At 38.2% G+C, this 26,344-nt stretch carries 23 protein-coding genes and 1 pseudogene; 3 read left to right on the forward strand and 21 right to left on the reverse strand.

The genetic code is table 11. The features are described 5' to 3' along the window. Positions 1-262: 262 nt before the first annotated feature. Genes OU793_RS03695 through OU793_RS03710 form a run of 4 tightly spaced genes read right to left on the reverse strand, consistent with a single transcriptional unit; the run spans position 263 to position 4,939 of the window. Positions 263-883 (reverse strand): hypothetical protein, encoded by a 621-nt coding sequence (locus OU793_RS03695; RefSeq protein WP_005424692.1) that lies wholly within the window; start codon positions 881-883, stop codon positions 263-265. Then, the gene (locus OU793_RS03700) at positions 880-1,623 is read right to left on the reverse strand and encodes an AHH domain-containing protein (RefSeq protein WP_005424657.1); all 744 of its coding nucleotides are present in this window, start codon (positions 1,621-1,623) and stop codon (positions 880-882) included. Before OU793_RS03700 ends, OU793_RS03695 begins: the two co-directional genes overlap by 4 nt. Before the next feature lie 12 nt (positions 1,624-1,635). Further along, the gene (locus OU793_RS03705; protein WP_005489616.1) at positions 1,636-4,458 is read right to left on the reverse strand and encodes a PAAR-like domain-containing protein; all 2,823 of its coding nucleotides are present in this window, start codon (positions 4,456-4,458) and stop codon (positions 1,636-1,638) included. A gap of 22 nt (positions 4,459-4,480) precedes the next feature. Further along, positions 4,481-4,939 carry a hypothetical protein gene (locus OU793_RS03710; RefSeq protein WP_005489575.1) on the reverse strand — a complete coding sequence of 153 codons (459 nt, stop codon included), beginning with the start codon at positions 4,937-4,939 and terminating at the stop codon, positions 4,481-4,483. A 430-nt stretch (positions 4,940-5,369) separates the two neighbouring features. Here OU793_RS03710 and OU793_RS03715 point away from each other — a divergent pair. Further along, positions 5,370-5,849: pseudogene (locus tag OU793_RS03715) on the forward strand (beta-CASP domain protein); the annotation flags it as partial. Positions 5,850-6,002: 153 nt separating this feature from the next. Here the strand turns inward: OU793_RS03715 and galU are convergent. Both galU and OU793_RS03725 read right to left on the reverse strand, forming a co-directional pair. Beyond that, on the reverse strand, positions 6,003-6,881 hold the full coding sequence (gene galU, locus OU793_RS03720; protein ID WP_005489723.1) for a UTP--glucose-1-phosphate uridylyltransferase GalU: 879 nt from the start codon (positions 6,879-6,881) through the stop codon (positions 6,003-6,005). A gap of 65 nt (positions 6,882-6,946) precedes the next feature. Beyond that, positions 6,947-8,113 (reverse strand): nucleotide sugar dehydrogenase, encoded by a 1,167-nt coding sequence (locus OU793_RS03725; RefSeq protein WP_005489678.1) that lies wholly within the window; start codon positions 8,111-8,113, stop codon positions 6,947-6,949. Positions 8,114-8,361: 248 nt separating this feature from the next. Between OU793_RS03725 and OU793_RS03730 the strand changes: the two genes are divergently transcribed. Further along, complete coding sequence (locus tag OU793_RS03730; RefSeq protein ID WP_005489479.1) at positions 8,362-9,369, forward strand: sugar transferase; 1,008 nt, start codon at positions 8,362-8,364, stop codon at positions 9,367-9,369. A 1-nt stretch (position 9,370) separates the two neighbouring features. After that, positions 9,371-10,180, forward strand: a complete 810-nt coding sequence (locus OU793_RS03735) for a glycosyltransferase (protein ID WP_029848052.1) — start codon at positions 9,371-9,373, stop codon at positions 10,178-10,180. A gap of 94 nt (positions 10,181-10,274) precedes the next feature. On the opposite strand, the gene manA is transcribed toward OU793_RS03735, so the two are convergent. The 15 genes from manA to OU793_RS03805 all read right to left on the reverse strand — a co-directional run bounded on the left by manA (position 10,275) and on the right by OU793_RS03805 (position 26,255). Next, positions 10,275-11,480: a mannose-6-phosphate isomerase, class I gene (gene manA / locus OU793_RS03740; protein WP_005489476.1), complete on the reverse strand. Its 1,206-nt coding sequence runs from the start codon at positions 11,478-11,480 to the stop codon at positions 10,275-10,277. A 72-nt stretch (positions 11,481-11,552) separates the two neighbouring features. After that, positions 11,553-12,980 carry a phosphomannomutase gene (locus OU793_RS03745; RefSeq protein WP_005489458.1) on the reverse strand — a complete coding sequence of 476 codons (1,428 nt, stop codon included), beginning with the start codon at positions 12,978-12,980 and terminating at the stop codon, positions 11,553-11,555. Positions 12,981-13,002: 22 nt separating this feature from the next. Then, positions 13,003-14,445: a mannose-1-phosphate guanylyltransferase/mannose-6-phosphate isomerase gene (locus OU793_RS03750; RefSeq protein ID WP_005489559.1), complete on the reverse strand. Its 1,443-nt coding sequence runs from the start codon at positions 14,443-14,445 to the stop codon at positions 13,003-13,005. Between the two features lie 37 nt (positions 14,446-14,482). Then, entirely contained in the window at positions 14,483-14,938 is a 456-nt protein-coding gene (locus OU793_RS03755) for a GDP-mannose mannosyl hydrolase (protein WP_005489611.1), read from the reverse strand. Between the two features lie 42 nt (positions 14,939-14,980). Further along, entirely contained in the window at positions 14,981-15,997 is a 1,017-nt protein-coding gene (locus OU793_RS03760; protein WP_274647724.1) for a GDP-L-fucose synthase, read from the reverse strand. A gap of 83 nt (positions 15,998-16,080) precedes the next feature. Then, the gene (gmd, locus tag OU793_RS03765; protein ID WP_005489424.1) at positions 16,081-17,187 is read right to left on the reverse strand and encodes a GDP-mannose 4,6-dehydratase; all 1,107 of its coding nucleotides are present in this window, start codon (positions 17,185-17,187) and stop codon (positions 16,081-16,083) included. Beyond that, positions 17,187-18,023 carry a hypothetical protein gene (locus OU793_RS03770; protein ID WP_025624458.1) on the reverse strand — a complete coding sequence of 279 codons (837 nt, stop codon included), beginning with the start codon at positions 18,021-18,023 and terminating at the stop codon, positions 17,187-17,189. The genes gmd and OU793_RS03770 overlap by 1 nt, the downstream gene beginning before the upstream one ends. Before the next feature lie 13 nt (positions 18,024-18,036). After that, entirely contained in the window at positions 18,037-19,035 is a 999-nt protein-coding gene (locus OU793_RS03775) for a glycosyltransferase family 2 protein (RefSeq protein WP_005489608.1), read from the reverse strand. Continuing rightward, a complete protein-coding gene (locus OU793_RS24965) occupies positions 19,036-20,190 on the reverse strand; it encodes an EpsG family protein (RefSeq protein ID WP_005489668.1) in 1,155 nt (384 codons plus the stop codon). It lies immediately after the preceding gene. Next, entirely contained in the window at positions 20,190-21,311 is a 1,122-nt protein-coding gene (locus tag OU793_RS03780; protein WP_005489718.1) for a CDP-glycerol glycerophosphotransferase family protein, read from the reverse strand. The genes OU793_RS24965 and OU793_RS03780 overlap by 1 nt, the downstream gene beginning before the upstream one ends. Beyond that, positions 21,299-22,558 (reverse strand): flippase, encoded by a 1,260-nt coding sequence (locus OU793_RS03785; protein WP_274647725.1) that lies wholly within the window; start codon positions 22,556-22,558, stop codon positions 21,299-21,301. The genes OU793_RS03780 and OU793_RS03785 overlap by 13 nt, the downstream gene beginning before the upstream one ends. Continuing rightward, positions 22,555-23,610, reverse strand: a complete 1,056-nt coding sequence (locus OU793_RS03790; protein ID WP_005489597.1) for a WavE lipopolysaccharide synthesis family protein — start codon at positions 23,608-23,610, stop codon at positions 22,555-22,557. Before OU793_RS03790 ends, OU793_RS03785 begins: the two co-directional genes overlap by 4 nt. Beyond that, on the reverse strand, positions 23,579-24,316 hold the full coding sequence (locus OU793_RS03795; RefSeq protein WP_005489534.1) for a glycosyltransferase family 2 protein: 738 nt from the start codon (positions 24,314-24,316) through the stop codon (positions 23,579-23,581). Before OU793_RS03795 ends, OU793_RS03790 begins: the two co-directional genes overlap by 32 nt. Continuing rightward, on the reverse strand, positions 24,313-25,884 hold the full coding sequence (locus OU793_RS03800) for a capsular biosynthesis protein (RefSeq protein WP_274647726.1): 1,572 nt from the start codon (positions 25,882-25,884) through the stop codon (positions 24,313-24,315). The genes OU793_RS03795 and OU793_RS03800 overlap by 4 nt, the downstream gene beginning before the upstream one ends. Further along, positions 25,875-26,255, reverse strand: coding sequence for an HAD-IIIC family phosphatase (locus OU793_RS03805; protein WP_025624456.1), 381 nt, complete (start codon positions 26,253-26,255; stop codon positions 25,875-25,877). Before OU793_RS03805 ends, OU793_RS03800 begins: the two co-directional genes overlap by 10 nt. Positions 26,256-26,344: the final 89 nt, after the last annotated feature.

Consider the following 26,344-nt stretch of genomic DNA (forward strand, 5'->3'; position numbering starts at 1 on the left):
AAGATTGAGAAGGCCAGCTTTGTGTTTGATGATTGGGTTGCTAGTATGAAGCATGAGAGTTACCTCTTATTGTCTTTGATTACGGATTCAGCACCTTTAATCAAAGTGGGTAACTCTCTTCTTTTCAAATTGAAGTGTCAGATCTAGTCGTAACTAATACATCTAAGGCGCTCGGTCATCTCCTCTATAAAAAACTGACCATCATCTCTCCACTTACCCCTCCACATAGAGGAGGGGTATACCCTTTTTCTTTAGTACACAGTTAAGACTCTACAAACTGTAGCCCCATAACCCAATCAGAGACTTTAACAAAGTTAAGCGTATCCACGTCGTGTTTCTTGAATGCTTTCACCACTTTCTCATGAACAATAATATGAGGGTAATCGCTGAATTTTGGCATAAAGACCAAGCGCTCTTTCTCAGGTATCGCTGACAGCTTATCATCATCTAAGCAATATTGGTCAATTGTGTGTCTGGTATCTTCCGGGTCATAATCATCAATCTGACACTTTTCTAGATTCAAAACATCCATTTTCTCAAATACATTAAACACCCAATAACCCTCATGATATTTGTCATGGTCATCTACGATCACGCCGGGGTAAACCTGACAACAAGCATTGTCTACATTGCCAAGAGAATGTTTAATTTCATCAGAAAATACTGGGTAGGTTGAGTCTAAGTGTGCCTGTTTAATTGGCCTAGAAACCCCTCGCGCCAAATCTTCATCACGATAGCAGTTTTCAAAAAACATTGGCTCACCACCACTCAGCTTGGTGTATTCGTAATCCCTCATGGCTGAGTGCTTTTGAGGTTTTAGGTACAAAGTATTTTCATCATAATTTTCGAAAACAATATAGTATTGATCATTGTATTGGCTCATTGTCCTACCTTAGGTATCCATCTGGTGCTTTGGTACGTAATCGTTTTGGTGTTCCATGGCGAACTACTGGTTTGATAGCGCTTGTCTTTGCCATCTCTGCCATTCCCTTTATAGTGAAGTCGGTCACTGTTGCAATAGTTATCTGGATTGGTTTCTGCGTTGATAATATCGAATTGGCAGGCACAGCCAGGCCCTCCCGGAATAAAATAATGGGAGATTTTGGTCAACGGCAGTGAAAAAAATTGCCCTCTTTCAATTCTATTAATTTTTTTCAGTACTTTACGGCTTATTGGATCGAGCAGCTTATGTATCTCTGACTCGGTTTCTGTTTTCTTAGTCTTTCCATAGCACTCTTTGATCTTTTTTCTTATCTCGGGGTCTCTCAACTCTCCAGAAACATAACGATGATAAGGTTCTTCCCGAGGTCGGCTAAAGGTGTGATCCCCACGGTGTAGCTGGCAATGGAGTTGGCATGCACCCGGCAATGTGGCAGGAAGCCCAACCAAGTTTGATAACTGATTGATATCATAACCTTTATTGACCAAATTTTCACCCAACTCACTGTGCTTTACTGCCTCAGCGGAAATAAGGTGATGGGTATCCATATGAATACCATTGTTGTAAGGGTGACTAGGCAACTTCTTTACGTTGTTTACCCAACGCTTACGATAGCCTTTTTTCTCAATTGTACCGTTAACAAAATCGGACTCGGCCGCTTCCTGACTCATCAGTGTGCCCATAGATAACTCATCCTATACGTAATCAATTTCACCCCGGTACAGCCGAGGTGTGTTATGTTCTTCACTCTTACACAGTCGACATTTACCGTTTCTAGGCTCATGTTCCTCTTTCACTTGAGCGGTATCATTCACCCGTTTGTCTGGTATGGCTGACTTACGGCGCAATGCCAAATGGCCCGCTAACTTGTCGTAATCTGGTAAGATATCGACTAAGCCATCCACAGTACTGGTAAAGGTTTTTAGTGCTTGTGCGGCGTGAGAGACTGCCCCAACCTTTTTGACACCCATAGTAAATTTCGCTGTGACCGTCGCAATTCTGGCGGCGGCCCCTGCTGGCCCCGTTAGTAAGCCAATCACTATGGTTAACACCACTTCAATGGCAATGTACGCTGCCGCTTTGCCCACGTAGTAGAAATAGAAGTTAGGCGGGATAGCTTCAATAATAAGGTTCAAGTATGTAAAGAAAGGCAAGATGCTGTTGTCATCATTAATCAACGCCAAGGCTTTAGGGAAAAACTCACTCTCCTTGATTTCCATTGCCCACTCAGGGTCAAACTCCATCACGACAGTGTCAACGAACTGTTCCACTCCTTTCACATCGTTGTTGGTAAAGAGCGTAGGCAAGTTCCAAATCGCTTCTCTGTGTCTTGCAATACACTTAATCTTACGAGCAATATCATCTGAACCTTCATTCCACCAAAGCTGCACTTCATCGATGGCCTCATCAATGCTTTCGTACGCATCCACACTGGCTGCAAAGAGTAAGTTAGGCGCAATACTGGAAATATAGGCCGCCTGTTTTACCCAGCTTGGTAAATCGCTTTGAGCTAACTGAGCTTCCGTTCCTTTCATCGCATCAGCGGTGTACTTTTCCAATGCATTGTATTTTTGATTGGCGTAAATATAGAGCTTATCAAAACCATCGGTGGTAGCATCGGCTAGGGTATGGCCCATATCGCCCCAGACTTCGGGAGAGAAAAGTTCCACCACATCAGCTCCCCAAGCTTTAGCCCCTTCAAGCACACCATCACCCAAACAGAGTACGCCTTCTTCGTCCCATTGTTTCTGGAAACCTGACATATCTTGAGCAACAGTGTTTAAAAGGCCATCCAAATAGGTCTCTATCACTTCTTGTTGCTTTGCAATCTTATCTTCAATGCCCGGTTCACCTTCATACTCGATAGTGACAGAGTCAGTGTTAGGCTTGAGATCGTCAACCACCGCAACTCCTCCTTCTGTCTTCTGAGTCTCCAACGCCAGATCCATCGTTTCTGAGATCGTACTTCTTTGTGGCGATGGGTTGAGCTCTAACTTGTCTTTATGAGGAACGGAGCCATTAGCTATCACTTTGAGGTTTTTGGCGTAAACAGGCGTTCCCCACAGATCATCATGAACGGCACGGATCTTAATCCACTTCTGCTCTTCTAAATCTATCTTCGGTATCGCATTTACCACCACCTCAATCGTTCCTGCTTCGGCAGAATAAACATGTTCGGGCGCTTGAATGACCGAAACAGCCGACACATCACTCATAAGTTGGTTAGCTTTCTTCTCCATACGCTTGAAAGCTTGGCTGAGGTTATCGGACAACTTTTTAGCATAGGTATCAATGGTACTAACATGCTTCTCATAGATATCAGAAGACAAGTAAACGTAATTCAACCGACTAGCTTCAGACTTCAGAGACTCAACACGCCCCTTTATTTTACTAAGTAGATCTTCAAGTTCAGAGTTGAGTGTTTTCTTAGCCTTATCCCAAGGGTAGTTATTGATGAAAACCTGTGGATTGCCTTTTCCACGAGCGCGCATGTAAGCCAGCATACGGTCAGCCGTTTCATGCTTGGGTAAACGAAATAAGACAGAGAGGATTTCCCCTTCTTCCATCACCATTGGTAGGCCGTTCGCCAGTACACTGTCAAAGCTGGTATCAGAAAGACTATCAATTCCCGCGATTAGCGATTCTGCCAATACGCTGAACTGAAAATCAGGGTGTCTAAATTCGAAGTGGGCTTTCGTTTCGGCTTTTACAATATCGGCAAAATACCGGTCAGCGGTGAGGCTGGGCCCCATGGTTCCCCAGCCTTCTACTGGCGGGGCAATACGGTTCGGGTGCCAGAAGGTTTGCTGTCCCTGAGCAGACCTATCAAAAAAGTCATAGTCATTGTAATCCGGCAAATAGTGCGGGTTGGTAATACGAACAGGCGTCGTAACAAACTCATCGGTACTTTCTTTAGCCAGAATTTTTATTTGACCGGGCTTTAAGCCTGATACTTTGCTTTTACCAGAGTCATCAAAATGACCGGGAGACAGAACACCACCAGAGACATCGGTAATATCAAAGTCGGCGTTCATGAGAAGCACGCCATCGGGGTATCTGGCCTTAACGTAGACGGTGTAAGTCCCTTCTTCATCTTCATTGACCGTGACAGCTGGGTTTTGAACCCCTCCGAGGCACATGGTGTTGGCCTTGTTCATCGTCATTTGGTCAGAAAGCCTTGCCACACCTTTCCCTTCGATGATGACATTCGGTGACGCTGATATGAATTCGGCTTCGGATTCAATCGTGCCCGATGCCACACCTTTTTTATCCCCACCCGCATCCCCAGAACTCTTGGCAAACTTACTGTCCTTTAAGGCAATGCTGTTGCCGCCATCTGCGGTGACGGTCGTGGTGCCTTCTACTAAATCTGCTGACTTGGCGTTGTTTCCATAAGGGATAGGAACTACGGCATTACCAACGGTTGTAAGACACACATCAGGTAACGTGGCATTGGCCTCTCCGCCAGAGCCTTTGTGAACGATGCTCAAACCGTTCGCATTGATGGTGACTGACATATTTACTCCTTATTAAGCTCGGTCAGTTCAGTGTGATTTTTGAACCTTGGATTTTGTGGACTTTTTCAGCACGACTTGAAATGTGTGTCGCCTTCGTCGTAATGCGACCATCATTGCCACTGAACTTAGTTGTGACCTCGCCAGATCTAATCGTGACTTCTTCTTTGCCTTCCAGAACCACACGTTTGGCTTTGATGACGAGCTCTTGTTGTTCCGCTAACGAAAGGTAAATGTCCGTGAGAATAGGCACATCCAAATCCTCACCGACGAACTCAATGCGGCAATCAAGCTGATTGTCGATGGCCAAATGAATCTCAGAACAAGTGAAACCACGACCTAAAGCAGCCCAAACAGGCTGCCCATAAACATTTCCATAAAAATCGACTTTCACACGATGACTTTCAGGGTGTATTTCTTTTACCCAGCCAATACAAGCTTTATGTTTTGAAGTTAAAGAATCAGTAGAAGGTTCCTGCATCATTAAAAGATCACATGACAATATTCGATCGTATTATTTTATCGATGTGTGAACTGATTATGTAATGTCGAAAAGAGGACAAGCTCTACCTAAATGAAAGAAAAACACTGAACAACTGCCATCAATATGCCAGTTCTATTCGCCACTTTGATAAAAAGGGTAGTCTCTATGACTAATCCGAGACTTTTTGTACGCGATTGATTTTGTGATGTCTACGGCAATATTTTTCTTAAATATAGCCATTGTTAAAGCAGCAATATACGAAGGCTTCGTCTAAGAACAGGAAATTTTTTCTGGAAACATATATGATAGAGACTCAAATTTTAGGAGAAAGTAGTTCAAAATTGCTATTTTTCTGGAAAAGGCTCATATGCCTCTTCCCTTGTACCTTTCCAGATTTACTTCAGAGTCTGTGTGTGGGGGTAGTTCGTAAGCAAAGCAAAAGCTCAACAATCATCGTCATCCCCTCGCCTTTGAACAATGCATTACTGTAGAAAACCATCGAGAACATCAAGCATTAGTAAATCGACTAGCCTCCACCGATGAACCTGCAATTGTCGTCGCGGCATCCGGTATGTGCGAAGGAGGAAGAATCGTCAATTACTTAAAAGCACTCTTGCAAGACGGAAGAAATGATGTGTTGTTTGCGGGCTATCAAGCGCAAGGAACCTTAGGTCGAGAAATCCAATCAGGCAGCCACACGGTGGATATCGATAACCAACCAATCGAAGCCAACGCACAGATCCATACCATCTCTGGATATTCTGCACATGCAGACCAAAGCGATTTATTGAAGTTTGTTACTGGTATTCCAGCACAACCAAAAGCCGTGCATTTGATACATGGAGAGAAAGAGGCAAAAAGAGAGTTAGGAGAGAAACTGGAAACAGAGGGGATTGAAGTGGTTTATTAAACTAATATCAGCCGACATTAGAACGATACAACCTAGTTCTTACTTATTGTTAATGAGTTAAAACAGCATAAGAATTTGAATACCAACGTGCTTTAACTAAGCTTTGCACGTCAGAAAGCCATGTTAAAGCACATTTGTAACCAGACTGAACAACTATGCTGGTTCAGCAACCTTTACGGTTGGTGTTTTAGCAAGCTCAGCACTAGACGCTTTTTTGTATAGGTTCTCGTAACAGTAGTTTGTCGCCTCGATGTAACCTTCTACACTGCCGCAGTCAAAACGCTGACCTTTAAATTTGTAAGCGATAACACAACCAGATTGAGCTTGTTGCATCAATGCATCAGTGATTTGGATTTCTCCACCTTTGCCTGGTTCTGTGTTTTCGATAAGCTCAAAAATATCTGGCGTTAAGATATAGCGACCAATAATTGCTAAATTACTTGGTGCTGTGCCTGGTTCTGGCTTCTCTACCATGTTATCAATTCGGAAGATGTCATCTTTGATCATCTCTCCTGCAATCACACCATACTTATGGGTTTCAGTTTCTGGAACTTCTTGAACTGCAACAATAGAGCAACGGAACTGCTTGTACAGCTCAACCATTTGCGCTAATACGCCCTGCTCTTCATTCACACAAAGGTCGTCTGCTAGTACAACAGCAAATGGTTCATCATCCACCAACTCACGACCAGTCAAGATAGCATGACCAAGACCTTTCATCTCACGTTGACGGATGTATGTGTAACTCGCGGAATCAATCAAAGAGCGGATATCGTCCAACAGTGCTTCTTTGCTTGTTCCTGAAATTTGATGTTCCAACTCATAGTTTTTATCGAAGTGGTCCATCAAAGAATGCTTACCACGACCAGTGACAATACACATGCCATCCATGCCCGCTTCTATCGCTTCCTCAACACCATATTCAATCAATGGTTTGTTGACAACCGGCATCATTTCTTTCGGCATAGATTTTGTTGCAGGTAGGAAACGAGTACCGTAGCCTGCAGCAGGGAATAAACATTTTTTAATCATAACCATTACCAACTAAAAAAGCTCCACTTAGGGAGCTTATTATATTATTTGAATATAAAGACTAATTAATCGCTACCAAATAAGTCGCGTGTGTAAACTTTGTCCGCTACATCCTTTAACTCTTCGACCATACGGTTAGAAACGATCACATCCGCAGCTTGTTTAAACTCGTTAAGATCACGAATCACACGAGAGTTAAAGAAATCTTCTTCTTTGAGCACGGGTTCGTAAACTACGACCTCAACACCTTTCGCCTTAATGCGCTTCATTATGCCTTGAATAGAAGAAGCACGGAAGTTATCCGATCCCGCCTTCATAATTAAACGGTAAATACCGACAACTTTTGGTTCGCGCTTAAGAATAGCTTCAGCCACAAAATCTTTACGAGTGCGGTTAGCATCAACAATCGCACCAATGATGTTGTTTGGTACATCTTGGTAATTGGCTAAAAGTTGTTTAGTGTCTTTTGGTAAGCAGTAACCACCGTAACCAAATGATGGGTTGTTGTAATGATTGCCGATACGCGGGTCTAAACCAACACCTTCAATTATCTGGCGCGCATCCAAACCATGAGCTTCTGCGTATGAATCTAATTCATTAAAGTATGCTACACGCATGGCAAGGTAGGTGTTTGAAAACAATTTAACTGCTTCAGCTTCTGTTGAATCAGTAAAGAGCACTTGAATATTTTCTTTTACAGCCCCCTCGACCAACAAACTAGCAAATACTTTAGCACGTTCGCTGCGTTCACCCACAATGATACGTGATGGGTGAAGGTTATCATAAAGCGCTTTACCTTCTCGCAAGAACTCTGGAGAGAAGATGACATTCTCACACCCCAATTCTTCTTTAATTCTGGCAGTATAGCCAACAGGAACGGTAGACTTAATAACCATTACTGCATCTGGGTTGATTGACATGACATCTTTGATCACCGCTTCAACTGAAGACGTATTAAAGTAATGCGTGACTGAGTCATAATCCGTTGGCGTTGCTATCACAACGTATTCAGCACCTTGATAAGCTTTCTGCTTATCTGTTGTTGCGATGAAGTTTAGTTTCCTGCTTTCAAGGAAATGTTCAATCTCAGCATCAACAATTGGAGATTGTTTTTTGTTTAGCAGTTCAATCTTTTCAGGAACGATATCTAGTGCTACCACTTCATGGTTTTGAGCTAACAACATAGCGTTAGAAAGCCCAACATAGCCAGTACCAGCGATAGTAATTTTCATAAGGAAACCCCTTAATTTTTTCCCTAGAAGGATAACAGAAGTGAAGCCGGGGGACTATGTTAACTACAATGAAAAAACGTATTATTGCGATTCCCTAAAAAATTTAAGTAGAGTGACATCTGCGCTTAACCTACAATTGCGCGCCCCAAAAATCAACTGTGACTGTTTGGGATATAAATTCACCTATAAATAAACTATACTTCCTTAGTTATCAGTAATTGGCTAGTTTAACATTCAAAACTTTACCTATGACAGACACTATCGACACGACGCTTCAAAAGAGAGAAGCGAAAGAGCTACCTGACAATAAATCTCTTAGCACTCAAGTATCATCAGAAGACTTAAAAGCAGAAGTTAGGGATACCTGCGTTTATATCTATTGCCCAGATTCAGATGAAGAGACCATTTCTTCCGTCCTAGAAAAACACCCTGAAATCAATGCTCAAGTGAACAACTATTCTATCAGAGACTTCAAAAACAAAACTCTTTGTCATTTTAGAAGCTCCCACCTAGATAGTAGTCAACAGGCATATCTCGTCGCTGCTACAGAGCTTGGGGCTTGGGTTGAACCTTTAGTGAGTTACTTTGATAGACGTTTGGGGTACACAGAAACTGAACTACTCCATAGTGGCTATTTTCTTCACCAAAAAGCCTTTTCAATCTTATCTAACAGAAAGAACAGTTGGCAAAAAAGAGCAATTGATCTGCTTTTTGTTTTTATGCTGGCTTGGATAGCCATTCCTGTGGGGCTAATTACAGCTCTTTTAATCAAGCTCGAGTCACCTGGTCCCGTATTCTTTAAACAAAGACGTACCGGACAGTATAATGAGGAATTCGACGTAATTAAGTTTCGTTCAATGAGAAATGATGCTGAGAAAGATGGGGCAAAGTGGGCAACAAAAAACGATGCCAGGGTCACACGAGTAGGAAAGTTTATTCGTAAGACACGTATTGACGAACTGCCACAACTAATTAATGTATTAAAAAACGAAATGTCGATGGTGGGGCCACGCCCAGAACGAGAAGTGTTTATTTCGGAGTTGGAAAAAGAGATTCCTTATTATCGATTTCGTCATGCTGTAAGACCAGGAGTTACGGGGCTAGCTCAAGTAAAATACCCTTATGGCGCATCTGTTAATGATGCGGTCTGGAAGCACAAATATGACATATATTACATCAAGCATCAAAACTGGAAAATGGACGTGAAAATTTTGCTTCTAACTGTGAAAACAGTGTTGTTTGGAATGGGGCGATAATATGAGCTCTAAATTTTCAGTTCTATGCTCTTTATACTATAGAGAACAACCAGAGTTTCTTGAGCAATGTTTTGAAAGCCTCGCTTGGCAGACATTACAAGCAAACGAAATAGTAATTGTACATGATGGTCCTTTAACTCCATATTTATATGAAGCGCTAGATAAGTGGAAAGCTATACTCCCCCTTAAACAAGTTATACTTGAAGAAAATGTGGGATTAGGTGAAGCATTAAACGAGGGGTTAAAGGCATGTAGTTATGATCTTATTCTCCGCGTAGATACTGATGATATTAATCACAGGGAAAGATTTAAAAAACAAGTTGAATACATGGAACTTAACCCCGATATTTCTGCAGCCAGTAGCGATGTATTAGAGTTTGAAGTTGATCCCAAGAAGGCAACTAGAATAAAAAAAGTCCCTAGGCATCCTAATATTAGGAAATACAGTTTAAAAAGAAATCCTATGAATCATATGGCAACTATATTTCGTAAAGATGCTGTCATAAAAGTTGGAAGCTATAAGCATCATCTATATATGGAAGACTATTACTTATGGCTGAGACTACTAGCCCACGGGTATAATATTAGTAATATTCCGGAGCCTTTAGTAAGTGCCCGAGTGGGAAATGGAATGCTTGAGAGAAGAAGTGGTATTTCATATGCAAAAAGCGAAATAAAAATGATGCGCAAAATTTATGGTTTAAGTTTAACTAAAAACCCAAAGACGGCTTTTCTGTTTACGACTAGAGCTATAACACGCCTGCTCCCTTCAAGCACTCTTCGATTCATCTACAATAAGCTCAGAAAGTAGACTCTACAACTTTTAATATCATTACCCCTACTTGTTATCTCAAGAGGGGTATTGATATGATTAATTTACATGAATTTTAAGAAACCATAAACATTTAATTATACACTCTCGCAACCCTACCTACTGATTCGAGTATATATTCTTCTGCATACGCTGGAATAAAAACCGATTCTCCTTTATCAAGATATAAAGTTTCACCAGTTCTATGAGAAATTGTAGCTCCACTGTCGATGACAAATAAGATTTCAGCACTTCTCACCGTTATTTTCTCATTATAGGCGTCCATATAACAATCAAAACTAAAGTCAGAGACTGGCACTAAATAAGAGTATTTATTCCCAACAACCAATGGAGGCAATAATAAAGAGCCCAATGTTTTCTGTTCAAACAGTGTACATCTAGCTAATTCTGATAAATCAATGTGCTTTGGTGTTAAACCTGCCCGAAGAACGTTATCAGAATTTGCCATTACCTCTAAGCCAGTACCTTTTAGATAAGCATGTGGTGTTCTTGCATCAAGGAACATTGCCTCTCCAGGTGAAAGCGTCAAAACATTTAGCATAAGAGGAGCAAAAAGACCAATATCACCAGGATAAGATTTATTTAGCTCCATAATTAGAGTTCCTAAATCATTTTCAATACTTGGTTGCTGGTGTGCTTTTGCATACTCAATTAGTCCTTGAATAGATGCCTCTTTCGCTTCGCCCTTTAAAGATAAGATCCCGATAAAGAAAGCTTCTAAACCTGTAGCAGTTAAGTTTTTCTTAAAGACTTCTAACAACTGGTGAATTGCAGGCACATTGGATTCTTCTATAACTTTTGAGAAGAGCAAGACAATCTCAGTATATGCACGGAAACCATTCATAGCTTGGTATGGAGTCAAAGCGTATACCAACTCTGGTTTATGATTCGCATCTTTATAATTGCGATTTGGAGCAGAAAGCTCAAGACCTAACTCTTCCTCTTTAGCAAACCCTTGCTCAGCTTCCAATTTATTTGGGTGCACCTGGATGGATAATGCATTCCCAGCTGACAATACCTTAAACAAATAGGGTAACGTTCCAAATTCTTGCTCTGTACTGGTCGATAAAATTTGGGCTTTATCTTTAGCAATAAACTCAGATAGAAGAAACTCTTCACCTTCGAGTTGAATCTTTGAGCATCCGTTGGGATGTGCTCCCATCCAAATCTCTGCTTGAGGTTCTTGGTTTGGGTTTTTAACTCCAAACAACTCTTGAAGAGCAGTCTCACTACCCCATGCATAATTTTTTATTGGGTTATTTAGCTTAAAAAAGTTCATCAGCATTACCATTAAACGAAAAAAGCTTGACTTAGATGACTCCAAATCAAGCTTTTATATTTCTTATTTTTATTATAGTTGCTGCACAAGCAACAAAACAGAGTTTACAAGCGCTTTAGCGGTATCAAAGGACGCAGCTTCAGCATAGCACCGTAATTCTGGAGCATTACCAGAAGGTCGTAGGTGAATGATAACATCATTGGTCAAAGACAACCTCAAACCATCAATAGTGTTAATACATTCTACTTTTAAATCCGTAAAGCCAAGCTTTAGCAGTAATTCTTCAGGATTCATCTTGCCATGTTCAAGTATTGCTAAACTTTTTTCCGTAGGAAAGTTTTGAATACGGTCACTATGCGTAAAGCGCTGTGGTAATTGACCTACCAAACTTTTGATCGATGATGTTTTAGCTAAAGAAAGCAACATAAGTGCAGGTAAAACGGCGTCCCGGGTTGGCAGTGCTTTTAGAAATTTCCCATTCACCGAAACATCACTTCCGAGCAAATATCCTCCGTTAGCTTCAAATCCTGCAATTCTTTTATAAGTACTTGCTAATTTGGAAAATTCAGCGATAACATAAGGCGAGCCAATTCGTGTTTTAGATACGGCTTCAAATTCAGGGGATTCGGCAATAATAGTGTTGCAACTAACAGGAACTGCTAATGCATCGACTTGAAGCGCTCGCGAACAAAGTAAGCCTAGGATATCACCTCTCAACCATTCGCCATTCTCATCAGCAACTAATGGGCGATCCCCATCTCCATCAGTAGAAAATATAAAATCCAAACGATATTGTTTCGACCAACTGCGTGCTTTTTCCTTATCAGATTCAGCCACAGCTTCGGTATCAATTGGAACAAACTCATCAGTGCGATCCAATGAAATGACTTCAGCCCCAAGCGATTCAAAGAGTCCTTGGTAAATATCTCTCCCGGCACTTGAATGTTCATAAATACCAATACGCTTTCCAGCCAGTAAATCTGCATCAAACAAATCGGTATAACGTGTTCGGTAAAGCTCAGCCGCACGGAAATTAATCGTTAACTCAGGCAGGTCATTGATAGCACTAAAGTTTACCTTCTCGGTTAAGATTGCTTGTTCATCTGATTTAGTAATCTCTCCATCTGGACGATAGAACTTAATTCCATTGCGGTCAAATGGGATATGAGACCCAGTCACCATGATGCAAGGCATATTGTCTTGCATTGCGGTAAAAGCTAGAGCAGGAGTGGGTACAACACCATAGTAAACGGCGTCAATACCTGCATCGGTAAGCGCTTGAATGACTGCTTTTGCCATTGCTGGGCTGCTAGGGCGGTTGTCAATAGCCACAGCCATTTGATTGAAAGTAAAATTGCGACGCATTGATGCCACAAATGCATGAGTAAATGCAGCACAGACGTCCGATGTAAACTGAGTAACGAGCCCTCGCGCACCACTAGTACCAAACTGAACGCCTGAAGCACCAAGCACTTCACTACTGATTAATTTTGTTACCATAATTTCCTATCTCAATAAGTAGTTAATAGTCGCCGCCAAACTTAGATGCTTGCTCATCAAAGCGAACAATATCGTCTTCTTCTAAGTACGATCCTGAACGAACTTCAATAAGCTCCAAAGGCACTTGTCCTGGGTTTTCTACGGAGTGCGGAGTCCCTACTGGAATATAAGTTGACTGATTTTCAGTAAGAAGGAAAGTTTCATCACCTTTTGTCACTTTAGCCGTACCTGACACAACAACCCAATGCTCAGCTCGATGGTGGTGCATCTGAAGAGCTGTCTTCTCTTTTGGCTTAACTAACACTTGTTTCACATGGTAACGCTCACCTTCAGATACCGTCTCATGAGAACCCCATGGGCGATATACCTCTTGATGCTGCTGACACTCTGCTCGGTTTTGTTGTTTTAGTTGATTAACAATCGACTTTACATCTTGAACCTTGTCTTTATCCGCAACTAGCACTGCATCTTTCGTCTCTACAACGATAAGATTTTCAATGCCAACGGTAGCAACGAGTTTATCTTGTGAATAAATATAACTATTCTGAGTCTGCTCAGTTAACACATCACCGCGAGTTGCATTGCCCTGTTCATCTTTATCATTCACATCCCAGAGTGCAGACCAAGAACCAACATCACTCCAATTTGCGTCCATTGGAACAACAACAGCTTTTTCTGTTTTTTCCATTACGGCAAAATCTATTGATTCGTCTGGGATTTGTGAGAATAGCTCGGATGACATGCGAATAAAGTCTAGGTCGTTAAAATGACTATCGTAAGCACTTTCACATGCTTTCAAGATATCTGGTCGGAACTTTGCTAACTCTTCAAGATAAGTAGATGCTTTGAATAAAAACATACCACTGTTCCACAAGTAGCTACCATCCTCTAGATATTGCTTTGCAGTTTCGAGATCAGGCTTTTCAACAAAGCTATCAACACTAAAGCCTCGACTCTCATCCGCAGCAGTAACCGTAACACCAGTTTTAATGTAGCCATAACCTGTTTCTGGTGCATTCGCTTTGATACCAAAAGTGACCATATCACCACGTTGTGCGTACGGAATAGCAGCTTGCACCGATTGATGGAAAGATTGAGTATCTTTAATCACATGATCAGCAGCAAGAACTAACATCAAAGCATCTTCACCTGAAGTTTGATTTTCAGATAGGGCAAATTTTGCTGCTAAAGCGATAGCGGGAGCAGTATTACGTCCTACTGGCTCTAAGAGTATTCCACTATGATTGCCATTAATACGGCGAAGTTGTTCAGCAACTAGGAATCGATGTTCTTCATTGCAGATCACAAACGGCGCATTGTGTTCTAGACCAACCATGCGGCTCAACGTTTGTTGAAGCATGGTTTGTTCACCAGTTACTGCAAGGAATTGTTTAGGATATTTTGAACGAGATAGAGGCCATAAACGACTGCCTGAACCGCCGGCCATAATTACAGGAATAAGCATAGTCAACTCGTTGTTTTTAGTTAGGTGATAGTTTTAGTTATTTTTGAAAATACCATTTAGTATGAATATGTACTTTATCGCTGGTCAATAATTCATCTTGATTACACCAACGGTAACGAGAATGCTGTACATCCATGGGTAAGTTCAATTCAGAGCGAATGACAATGAGCTTGTAGGCAATCGCGACATAGTGAGTCGTAAACTCATTGCCAAATACATTGTCATCATAGAGGTGTGTATAAGGTCCCAACAGTGTTGCCTGAGAGAGCTTAAACTCATGTCCAAGCTCCTCTAAAGTTAAACGAGCAAAGGCGTCTTCAAGCTTTTCATCCTTAAGAATGCGCCCACCGGGAACGAACCAGAAACCTTGAGCAGGTCGATTTAAACGCTCCCCAAGTAAAACTTGACCACTTTCGTCCTTAATAACTAAGTCAATTGAAACTAATGGCGTACTTTCAATTACTTGAGAAAAACGTTGTTTGCTTAAAAACATATGCTTTGTTTAAATCCTTATATTAGCTCTACCCTAGGTACTTTAACCGCGATAATTTTCTTGATTCTCAAGGAACCACTGGTAAGTCATAGTTAAACCATCTTCTAGGCTCGTCTTCGCTTCCCAGCCTAAACTCTTTAAACGTGAAACATCCATTAACTTACGAGGAGTGCCGTCTGGCTTCGTCGTGTCAAATTCAATTTCGCCGTCAAAACCAACCACTTTTGCCACAGTTTCAACAAGTTCACGGATAGTACAATCTACACCTGTACCTACGTTTATGTGACTAAGCATTTCTTGCGTATTTTCTAGATACACCTCTTGAGCAAGATTCATTACGTAAATAGAGGCTGCTGCCATATCATCTACATGCAAAAACTCTCGCATAGGTTTACCGCTACCCCACGCAACGACTTTACTGTCACCATTCAATTTTGCTTCGTGGAAGCGACGCAACAATGCGGGAATAACGTGAGAGTTTTGAGGATGAAAATTATCATTTTCACCATACAAATTAGTTGGCATTACTGATCGATAGTTGCGACCATATTGGCGATTATAGGACTCGCACATTTTGATACCAGCAATCTTAGCAATTGCGTAAGGCTCATTGGTTTCTTCCAAAATCCCAGTCAATAAAGAGTCTTCACGCATCGGTTGTTGTGCAAACTTTGGATAAATACAAGACGACCCCAAGAATAGTAAATCTTGAACACCATGCAGATGTGCAGAGTGAATAATATTGTTTTGAATCGTCAAATTTTGGTAGATAAACTCAGCAGGATACGTATTGTTAGCAACAATTCCACCGACTTTTGCGGCCGCAAGGTAAACTTGATCAATATTGTGAGTCACAAAAAACGCCTCGACGGCTAGTGCATCTAACAGGTTAAGCTCATTACGATCTTTAGTAATGTACGCCTCGACGGCTAGTGCATCTAACAGGTTAAGCTCATTACGATCTTTAGTAATGACTTCTACTGAAGAGTCTTTTGATAGTTGACGAACAATAGCTGAGCCAACCATACCTTTATGACCAGCAACAAATACTCTTTTCATACTAGTTCCGATAATATAAATAGAAAAAGCAGAGCCCAAAATGAGGAACTCTGCAATATAAACGAATCAGTAATACTGATTAATTAGCTTTCTAGTGAGATCGCAACATCAAATCCGTGTTCTTTTAGAACTGCGTGTTGTTTTGCCTTATCGATATCAGACGCAACCATTTCTGCACACATTTCTTCTACAGTGATCTCTGGAGTCCAGCCAAGTTTAGCTTTCGCTTTACTTGGGTCACCAAGTAGTGTCTCTACTTCTGCAGGACGGAAGAATCGAGGGTTTACTTTTACAATGACATCACCAATTTTCACTTTTGGTGCCTTTTCTTCATCAATAGCAACCACAGTAGCTATTTCATCGATACCTTCACCGGAAAACTCAAGTGCGATTCCCGCTTCTTTCGCTGACAAACGAACAAACTCGCGTACAGAGATCTGCTTACCAGTGGCAATAACAAAATCTTCGGCCAGTTCTTGTTGAAGCATCATCCATTGCATGCGAACGTAATCCTTAGCATGCCCCCAGTCACGCAACGCATCCATGTTGCCAAGTTCTAGGCAAGATTCCAAACCTTGAGAGATGTTCGCAATCGCGCGAGTAATCTTACGAGTTACAAAAGTTTCACCACGGCGTGGTGACTCATGGTTAAATAAAATACCATTACATGCGTACATTCCGTAAGATTCGCGATAGTTCACCACAATCCAGTATGCGTACATTTTAGCCACAGCATATGGAGAACGCGGGTAAAAAGGCGTCGTTTCACGCTGTGGAATTTCTCGAACTTCACCATAAAGTTCGGATGTTGACGCCTGATAAAAGCGAGTTTTCTTTTCCAAACCGTTGATACGGATCGCCTCAAGAAGACGGAGAGTACCCATGCCATCGACATCAGCGACATACTCTGGAGATTCGAAAGAAACCGCTACATGCGACATTGCACCTAAGTTATAGATTTCATCAGGTTGGATTTCCTTAACCAATCGAATTAGGTTGGAAGAATCAGTTAGATCACCGTAATGTAATTTAACATTAGTCCCTGCGTTTACTAACGCATCAATACGTTCCGTATTGTATGATGATGCTCGGCGAATAAGACCGTGAACTTCATAACCTTTTTTAATTAGAAGCTCAGCTAAGTAAGAGCCGTCTTGACCTGTGATACCTGTAATTAACGCTTTTTTCATCAGTTTAAACTCCTAATAAATTTTCGAATTGGATCATTATACTTTCTATTTACTCTTTTTACTGTGTATTTATCAAAGGAAGACTCTCTTATATTGACAATGTCGGAAGTAGTTACATTCAAGGAATCCTCCCAATTTATAAAGCAATATGAGTTATTTATTCCAGATATTGTCGAATTAGCTATGGTGGGAAAAAAGAACTCTTCTCCTGCGTAGGAAAATCGAGATAAACGGAAATTAACCTTTAACTTCAACATCAACCTGCTTAATTTTGAAGAGTTTTTACGATAAAAACATCTAATTCTATTTTCTGGTATAAAATACTTTTCTAAATCATAGAAATATTCCCTTATCTCTGACTTAAAAAAGTTAGAAACCTTACTTTCATTGTAAAAACAGCCTTCTGGCTGAGATTTTTTGATTTCTAAACCCAGATACTCAGTCAACGCTACAAACTTTTTATCACCGAATGCATTTATAGTTTGGATATCCAACTTGTTTACAGGACAAACAGTATGCTCATTTTCAGTAGAAACATATTTGAAAAGCCCGCTTTTAACAAACATTTCATTACTACCTAAAATAGAAAAAACTTTGAATTTCATATTCAAAGTTTCTAAAAAGTACAAATTAGACAAATGTACAACCACCAATGATTGGTCAAAGATCCCTGTATTATATGATTTCGGGTTAATAAAGACGTGCTCCCTATCTAAATTAAAATCGAACCCAGACTTACAATGCACAACTATAGCAACGTTATCATTATATTTAAAAACATTTTCAATCAAATCAACAACACAATCACTCGCTTCGTGAACTGCTATTGAGAACATAATATTGTACATTTTAATTGTCACCACTTACAATCTGTTTGATTCGAAAAGAAAGCTTTGAAGACAAAAATATCAAGATAGAAAGAAATATAATAGAGAATTTATTCATAATAGCGTGGTATAAAAACCGTTTTAATCTCGATTGTTTACATGCCTCTTGCTTGAATAGTATCTTACTTATTATTGTTGTTAGTCCGTTAATTGAAATTGAGTTATCAACACCTTGCAATATACTTCTTTTAACCACATGAGCTAATTTTAAACAAACATATCGATAAAAAACGCTCTCGTAATCCTGAGGTAAATTAATCAATGACTTTATTTTTTCTATACCTTCATAGTGCTTCATTGAAATTTCTGAATTCATCACAGAAGAACTATTAACGACGTATCGAAAGAAGCTTATATTGAATATCTTTATCCTATCTTGAACGGCACACTCAAATAATTTGACAGTAAATATCAAATCCTCCCCAACAGCAACTCCTATCGGAAACTTTATATCATGTTCAACTAAAAAATTACGATTTATACATAAACTCCCAATATGGCAAGTTATATCTCCTTTTAAGTACTGCATGAGTGGTTCTGAGATAGATGTTATACTGCTTTTAAAAGATCTAATTTGATTACCAATGTCATCAACCATATCAAAATTGGTTATTATCAAGTCTAACTCTTGGCTTGATGATAGAGTGTCATAAATAAAATTCAAATAACCATTTTCAAAATAATCATCGGAATCCAGAAAAACGACATAATCGCCGACAGCTTCGCTTAATCCAAGATTTCTAGCTGAGGATACACCCTGATTGGGCACCGTAATAATTTTACTATTAAAGCTGGTATCCTTTAAGCTCCTCTCTAGGGTAATGAGTGTATCATCTCTGGAACCATCGTTTATAAATATAAACTCAACATTTTGGGAGAGTAACGGTTCCCATCTTAAAAGTGAATTCTCGATGTAATTTGCAACGTTGTAACAAGGAACAATAAAACTAATTTTCACCATTTAATAGTCCAAACCTATTCTATATATATACTCTTCTGCCCTAGGTGGGGTTCCAAATAACAGGTATTCTACATAACCTGTGTATGGAAAATATACTTCTCGATCTAAATGATATCTAAATGTTATAAAGAACATTAAAAGCGATAATGGTAGCATTATGAATGGCGAGTACTTTCTAGAACCCATAGCATATGAAGGTATCAACTGAATTAGTAATATTAATGAAACTGAAAAATAGTATTCAAATCTAGAAACAATGAGAGAAGGCATAAATTTTGTGTAAAACTGCAAAAGTATGAGACAACCAAACAGTACCATCGTTGTATTTAATAATGGTTTTTTCGTAATTTCGATTTTATAAGTATAAAAAACAAAGATCAAAAATAAATATATAGCCAAATTTACAAGCGTTAGGACTGAAAGGCCTGCTTGTCGATATTGAGAGTAGTGCTCTAACAGAAGGACTATAAAAGAGAGGCTATCAGGTAAAATTGATGTACTTGAAATGAATAAATTGTAAAGCCCTAACGTCACGTACCACATTGGTATGGCGGCGAATGCAATTAACGCGTGTGTTTTAAGTTCTAATTTTTTAACAAGCCATAGTATTAAAAGAATAACTGAAGAAAAGTGAAAAAGTGTGGCAAATAAAATCGTAACAATATACTTCCTACTGCCATTAATAAGATAAGGTAGAGAGAACACAAAGAGAGAGAAAGATATTCCTTGTCGAAAAGTACTCATTTCTAATCGCGTATAAGATGCACAGAAAAACAAAAGTGCGAAAAGCGAAAAGTTCAAGTTTAGTTTTCTAACCCCAAACCAGAGAAGGGTATTCACAATTAAACTTTGAATCAAAATATAGAATTGAAAGTTATCAGATATCAACGCACTGAATGAGAGAATGGCTATATAGCCAATTTCCAGCCCCGATGCATATAGGACAGAAAATCCTTCATAATTACCCTTATCGACGATTACATTAAAATATCGAAGATACGTATAGGCATCCCACCCATTGAAGTAGGAATTACTTGAAAATAGGAACAAAATTAGAAATGAAAAATATTCAAATATTATAGATCTTGAATTCCTTGCAACTCCACCCAAATAAACTAGCCAAAGGATTATTATAATATATATATAGAATTCCATTAAAGCAAGCCTTTAACCATTAAATTATAAACTCGTTCACAATTACTATTATCGAAGTATTTGAAAAACTGTTCAGAATTACAATTTACCTTTTTTTGTTCCGACGTCAGTATATTAACCAAACTTTCAACACTAAAAGCCGTGACTCCTAGAGCTTTGCCCTTCAAGTCATACAAACCGACCTGCTCAAGATATTTTTCTTTATCTGGTTGAAAAAATAACACCTCACGCTTTGTATATATATAATCCCAGCAAACACTAGAATAATCAGTGATTAAAGTACTTGTTTTTCTAATTATGTTACTCAGGTTTTCATGAGGTTGAAGAATGATTATATTCGTTCCATAAGATGTTCTGGGCTCAATATCCATCATGTGATGAACTTTAAAATAAAGAACTCGATCACTTTCCTTTAGATAGCGTTGCAAAGCGGGGGTTGATAAAAAACAATCAACTTGCTTTACAAATTCGTCTTTCTCACGTTGCGATGTCTGGAACCAAGGTCTCCAAGTTGGAAAAAAAAGAATATCATTACTAAATTTGCACTGACCAAATAGTTTATCATACCTAGGCAAACCAGTAACTATAACAGTATCTGGTTTAGCACCACACTCAGTTATTTTTATCTCTTTTTCAATTTCAGAAACAGCACAATTATAATCAACGTTAATTTTTTCATAATAATCCGCAGGTAGTTTCTTTAATCCTTCTTGCCCATGGTTAACGTTAACTTTCTTGGCCCCACATTTCTGTAAAAATCCTGGGCATACATCTGAGTCATTAGTATCGAGAACTATATATTTAGCATTCAAACACATGTAATATGCATTTATACTGCCACGATCTAATCTAACAACGTTATTAGGTAAGTTATCAACTTTCTTATTTGAGATAAAAACAAAACGATTATTACTATTTTCCAACTCTTTTTTAATAACAAAATTCAAAAATACTTCAACATTATTTTCAAATAGTCCACTTCCACTACCGAAAACCCATAAATCACCTTTTATCGAATTGTCAAGCTTTAGCCACTTTGATACAATGTAAAATAAATAGGCCAGAGAGAAATTAACTACGTATGACAACCTTTTTATCGATATCTTCTTTAAAACTTCCATAACAACACTGACCTAAAAAAAATTAATACTAATTTTCTTGTTTTAGATGACATTAAATATAATAACAACGATGAGAAAAACAAACTAATAAGAGTCGATATCGATGCCCCTATAATTCCAAATTTAGGAATTAAAGCAAGATTCATCAATACATTTATAAGTAGACCTATAATCGAATGCATAAGAGAATATTTCTGTAGATCTTCTGCCAGAAGCCACTTGCTACTTACAGCACCAATAGATATAAAGACAAAGCCCCAACAGCTCAGCGCTAATACTGGTATCGAACTGGTATAGTCTATTCCATACGCCAAAGTTATTATTTTTTCTGAGAAAGTATAAACAACCCAAGAAATTAAAAATGAAAAAACCAAAACTATCGAAAAAGACCGAGAAACTAGTGTTTCATAAGATTTTAACGACTCTCTCTTTTTTTTAATAAAAATTGGAAATATAGCGGAGAATATTAAGTAAGGAAGGAAATTAAGAGCTTCCGAAACTCTTATAGCTGCGCTATAAAAGCCCAACGCACTTTCTCCCCACATACTTTTTATCATCAATTGATCTGTTCTAGTATAAGCAATTACCATAATACCACTAAATAATAATGGTGCGCCTTTTTTTAACAAGTAAATACAATCTGATTTCAGAAGAGAAAAATCAATATTTTTGATTGCTGACTTAAGTAAATATCTACCATGAAAAACGTAAAACGCACTGATAATTACGCTTTCGAGAACATAACATAATATTATATAGATAATACCACAATTATAGTAGATCATGCTAAGTTTCAATAACGCAGATGTAAGAGATCCTGAAATCTTGCTGATAGCTATAGTTTTACCTTGGCCTTTTGATTGCAATATATTCTCATAGTAGAAGAATGTTTGTGGTAAACAAAGTAGCGTAAATATCGTAACTTCTATTGTTAGGATAGATTTTCGATATAAGATAAAAGCTAAGAGCAATATTATTATACTAAAACCACCTCTTAGTAATAAAGAAGCTGCATATAAGATATCTTTTCTTGAGTTGACGTTAGAGAAATCTCTTAATAATATATTATGAATACCTAGCCCAGACAATATTAGCAGAAGAGAAGAGATCGCTTGTGCAAAACTAAAACTCCCAAATAGATCAGGCCCAAGATACTTCGCTACTTGAAAGTTAACTAACAGCACGCAAAAAAAGCTAACGCCCTTTTCACCTAATAGCCAACACGCACTTTTTAGATAATGCTTCATTTTCTCTCAACATACAGATATTGGTTATCAAGCCTTGGTAATGCTCTAGATTGCATTATAAGCCATTCAGAGAAGCTTATTTTTTCCACAGTCCTATCCTTACTATACATAGGGCTCTCTGAAACATTATACTCGTAGGCATTATATTTATTCCAGTAATGATCAATCATTTCCTTATCTATAACAATAAAACGGTCTCTTATATGTGTAAGACTAACACTCAAGCTAACAGAGTCATCTTCCCCTATGTTTTTTATATAATACCGGCCAAAATAGGACTCCGTAATATAATTTTCAGCAGCGAACTTAAAGTTATAAATATTTTTTTTCTTTATTTCATTCAGATCGTTATTTCGATTATCTTCTGGGCATGACCAATATTTGTTTAACTCGGATGTTTTTGAATATTGAAAAATATCCGAGAAAGAAAATGGTCTGTATTTAGTTGTATTAAAGTTTATCAAAACTATTCTTGATGTTTGCTTTTTATCAACGGGTTTATATATTCTAAGCAACTCTTCACACAGATCTAGAGTTATTGAACTATGAATTCTACAATCAGTTCTGGTCTTAAGTGTATATTCAACTTCTCTATCACTTATAAAGCGTAAGCCAGCTTTAGTGCTTACCAATTGATAGTTGACATTGAGAAGTCCTGGATTATCAGGCTTATCACTCAAAACAACATCAATGCCAATTTCTTCTATCTTAGATATAATTTTTTTATCAGTATCGCTCCATGTACTTAGTACGATTCTTGCCGAATTAAATTGTTTTTTATACAACTCAAGGGTATTTAACAAAAAATCAACATTATCAACAGGTCCTTGCACAAGAATAGCACTTTTTGTGGAGCAATTTTTATAACCAGAATAAATATTTTCATGCTTCACTGGTCTAAAATGAACTGAGACATAATCGTTAGCTTGATGTGATTTTTGGTTGTAGTAAAAAAAAAATCTTTCTATTAAACTTTTGTTAATGTTGGGGCATAGTTCTAGAAGTTTTCCAATAAATAGCTTAAACATTCGTCTTAAACTCAATGTATTCATCGGGTACTCCACAAAATATAACTGCGTCTTTATCTATCAGATTGTAATGAATTTTATACCCATTTTTGATCAGGTAATTGTACAATGGCGCTACATAGATCTCCCCTTTATCCCATTTACAGCTTGATAAGCTTTGATAATGTTCATAGGCATCTAAATATAATTTGACCGTTTTAAAAAAATACAATCCTGTGCTACATAAATTTGAGATCGGTCTTTTCTCCGCAGTTTCAATAACCTCTGTTGTATAACTTGATGCTGGTTTAGCAAACGACCAGTTGTCCCCTTGCCCTTTGAATACTTCTAAGTATCCATCACAACTAGCTGATAGTTGCGGATAGGAGAACCCCCACCGAAACGTATCTATATTAAATATCGTTATGGACTCTTCATTTAATGACGAAATTTTCTGGAGATAGGCTAAGCCTAAAGCTACAGTTTCAGCTTGCCCCCTTGTGTTTTTTTCTAAGACACAAATATCGTATTTTTTTATACCAAGTTCAATACACTTTGAATTTACAAATTTTTTTGTACCAGCGATATCTTTTACTATAAATAAGAACCTTTCACTACTAAAATATTTTTTAAAGCTCAAAATTGAGTGTTCAAATAATGTAACACCTCTAGCTTCAAGCATATATTTTGGCTTATCATAACCCGCATTAAAAAAACGGGAACTCATGCCTGCCATTGGTATTATGATCATTTTTCAAGGTCCTTTATTGTTCTGTATAGTCTAAAAGCATTTGCAAAAAGCGCATCTTGCCTTTCCGAGTTATCAGAATGTAACGGTAGCATCGATAAGAATAATTGAATTTGCATCGCATAGAGTTGTAACGCTGATATATTAAAACGTATTTTTATCTGTTCAATAAAATATTGCTGTATATCACTTCTATTTTGATTTATTATATCAAATTTAATTTCTCTTCCTTTTATATCTACGCTGAAATAACCTGCGATTATATAGTCATACAACCCTAGTATCGAGTGACTAAGTTTTGCCAGATCATACTTTAAGTCACCATAAATGGTTTTCACTCCTTCAGGTGTTATACCCCTTGGATCTATGACTTTTATTTTTTTAGCTCTAAAATCATAAAGAATATTGCTAAAACAAAGATCGCCATGCATTACATTCAATACATCTCTATTTTTAGGCAAATATTTTTCACTATATTCTAAAATCTGACTTATTGATATTGGTTCATCACCGTTTAAAGACCATAAATCATTTAGTTTTATGTTTTTCGAAACACAATAATCATTAACTCTATCTATTGTCTTAAAGGTAAATAATTTTTCTAATGTATTAGAATCTTTTGATGGTAATTTTGAATCTACCTTTTTACAGTCTGATACAAAATCCAGACAACTGTTAATTACATGTTTCCATGTGGCTAGAGGAAGCTCTGAAAAAACATAAAGTTCATTTAGGGCTGACAAGTGCAAGTATTCAAGCTTATATGAGATCTTGCCATCAGTTTCTCTACTCCCCAAAAACTGAGGTATGTTGCCTCGAAGTTCAAATGGTAAATTTTCAAACCAGTATGCTTCAGCGTTTGAGCTAGACTTTTCAATCCAAGAAGATGTTATCTTTAACTCGTTAAATGCTCTTTGTGTAGTAAACTTTGCTTTTGAACGATAGTAAGTATTTACATGCCCAAAGTCTAGCCAACCGATAGATTTAACTGGTGTTAGTCCTACAACTTCTCGATACAAGTTTAAGCCTTGAATAAAATCCCACTCGCACTTGGTGATCTGCTTTATCAAAACTCTTGGTTTATTAAATTTAAAGTAGCCATCCACTATGCGCCTTTTTTGTCCTTCAAGACCGCCATTATTTGAATCGACCCATTTAAAATTTTCTTCGGTCATTATTGTCCATTTATAACCGTCTTCTGTTGTTGAGTAACTTACAACATCCTTTCCTTGGGGTAGTTCTTCATAAAGTGTATCCCCTAGGAGCACATGTAACGGCTTGTCGATAGAATAACCAGAGATATTCAGAGCGGCTACAATAGCAGCCCCTAGGCTTAATCCATCCGGTATATGTACTATATCAATATCATTCTCTAATAGCCATTTCTCATCACTCATAGGTAATTGATAAGACTCTGGTAAAGATAATATGATTTGGGTATTTTGGGGTGCTAACTTTATTTGGTGTTGAAGTAGGCGTCGATTACCCAGTGGTAGGAAACTTGGCGGAATTTTACCAAATTCAGACTCTAGTTCGGGAGCAACATAAGCTCCTGACATAATTAAGAACATTTGCCCTCCTCGTCCAAGAGTTTTGTAATTTCCTCAAAAGTTAATTCAGAAAACTCTGATGGCCTAATTGCTCTATCATCAATGTAAAACCCCTCTTTTCCACACCAAGGCTTACCAACAATAATCTCATCATAAGGAACTTCATGCTTTTCTAACCAACTTATAATTATAGGTAGGGTATGTATATTTATCTTTCCAACATTTCCTTCATATGTACGCATATTTCTTGCTGTGCATATGACAATTTCAAAGCCCTCATCTTTATATTTTTTTAATTTTTCTATAACGTCATGTCGAGGAAGTACATTTCTGTAATCGCTAGTATTGGCTTTGGTGAGCGTTCCATCTAAGTCGACAATAAGCTTTTTCATTTTAATTACTCTATTTATTTCTAGATACTATCACTTAACAAAGTATATTATTAAGGCTCATGTTCTTTTAAATTTATATGATTTTATTA

The organism is Vibrio sp. VP6, from assembly GCF_028823755.1.
In the GTDB taxonomy this organism is placed as follows: domain Bacteria; phylum Pseudomonadota; class Gammaproteobacteria; order Enterobacterales; family Vibrionaceae; genus Vibrio; species Vibrio parahaemolyticus.

What these genes read in the sequence shown, in the direction of transcription:
- OU793_RS03800 (WP_274647726.1), bottom strand. Translation starts at nt 25,884, where the DNA reads ATGTTCTTAATTATGTCAGGAGCTTATGTTGCTCCCGAACTAGAGTCT.
- OU793_RS03755 (WP_005489611.1), bottom strand. Translation starts at nt 14,938, where the DNA reads ATGTTTTTAAGCAAACAACGTTTTTCTCAAGTAATTGAAAGTACGCCA.
- OU793_RS03785 (WP_274647725.1), bottom strand. Translation starts at nt 22,558, where the DNA reads ATGAAGCATTATCTAAAAAGTGCGTGTTGGCTATTAGGTGAAAAGGGC.
- OU793_RS03760 (WP_274647724.1), bottom strand. Translation starts at nt 15,997, where the DNA reads ATGAAAAGAGTATTTGTTGCTGGTCATAAAGGTATGGTTGGCTCAGCT.
- OU793_RS03780 (WP_005489718.1), bottom strand. Translation starts at nt 21,311, where the DNA reads ATGGAAGTTTTAAAGAAGATATCGATAAAAAGGTTGTCATACGTAGTT.
- OU793_RS24965 (WP_005489668.1), bottom strand. Translation starts at nt 20,190, where the DNA reads ATGGAATTCTATATATATATTATAATAATCCTTTGGCTAGTTTATTTG.
- OU793_RS03705 (WP_005489616.1), bottom strand. Translation starts at nt 4,458, where the DNA reads ATGTCAGTCACCATCAATGCGAACGGTTTGAGCATCGTTCACAAAGGC.
- gmd (WP_005489424.1), bottom strand. Translation starts at nt 17,187, where the DNA reads ATGAAAAAAGCGTTAATTACAGGTATCACAGGTCAAGACGGCTCTTAC.
- OU793_RS03710 (WP_005489575.1), bottom strand. Translation starts at nt 4,939, where the DNA reads ATGATGCAGGAACCTTCTACTGATTCTTTAACTTCAAAACATAAAGCT.
- OU793_RS03770 (WP_025624458.1), bottom strand. Translation starts at nt 18,023, where the DNA reads ATGTTCTCAATAGCAGTTCACGAAGCGAGTGATTGTGTTGTTGATTTG.
- manA (WP_005489476.1), bottom strand. Translation starts at nt 11,480, where the DNA reads ATGAACTTTTTTAAGCTAAATAACCCAATAAAAAATTATGCATGGGGT.
- OU793_RS03750 (WP_005489559.1), bottom strand. Translation starts at nt 14,445, where the DNA reads ATGCTTATTCCTGTAATTATGGCCGGCGGTTCAGGCAGTCGTTTATGG.
- OU793_RS03745 (WP_005489458.1), bottom strand. Translation starts at nt 12,980, where the DNA reads ATGGTAACAAAATTAATCAGTAGTGAAGTGCTTGGTGCTTCAGGCGTT.
- galU (WP_005489723.1), bottom strand. Translation starts at nt 6,881, where the DNA reads ATGATTAAAAAATGTTTATTCCCTGCTGCAGGCTACGGTACTCGTTTC.
- OU793_RS03695 (WP_005424692.1), bottom strand. Translation starts at nt 883, where the DNA reads ATGAGCCAATACAATGATCAATACTATATTGTTTTCGAAAATTATGAT.
- OU793_RS03730 (WP_005489479.1), top strand. Translation starts at nt 8,362, where the DNA reads ATGACAGACACTATCGACACGACGCTTCAAAAGAGAGAAGCGAAAGAG.
- OU793_RS03775 (WP_005489608.1), bottom strand. Translation starts at nt 19,035, where the DNA reads ATGGTGAAAATTAGTTTTATTGTTCCTTGTTACAACGTTGCAAATTAC.
- OU793_RS03805 (WP_025624456.1), bottom strand. Translation starts at nt 26,255, where the DNA reads ATGAAAAAGCTTATTGTCGACTTAGATGGAACGCTCACCAAAGCCAAT.
- OU793_RS03725 (WP_005489678.1), bottom strand. Translation starts at nt 8,113, where the DNA reads ATGAAAATTACTATCGCTGGTACTGGCTATGTTGGGCTTTCTAACGCT.
- OU793_RS03795 (WP_005489534.1), bottom strand. Translation starts at nt 24,316, where the DNA reads ATGATCATAATACCAATGGCAGGCATGAGTTCCCGTTTTTTTAATGCG.
- OU793_RS03790 (WP_005489597.1), bottom strand. Translation starts at nt 23,610, where the DNA reads ATGAATACATTGAGTTTAAGACGAATGTTTAAGCTATTTATTGGAAAA.
- OU793_RS03700 (WP_005424657.1), bottom strand. Translation starts at nt 1,623, where the DNA reads ATGGGCACACTGATGAGTCAGGAAGCGGCCGAGTCCGATTTTGTTAAC.
- OU793_RS03735 (WP_029848052.1), top strand. Translation starts at nt 9,371, where the DNA reads ATGAGCTCTAAATTTTCAGTTCTATGCTCTTTATACTATAGAGAACAA.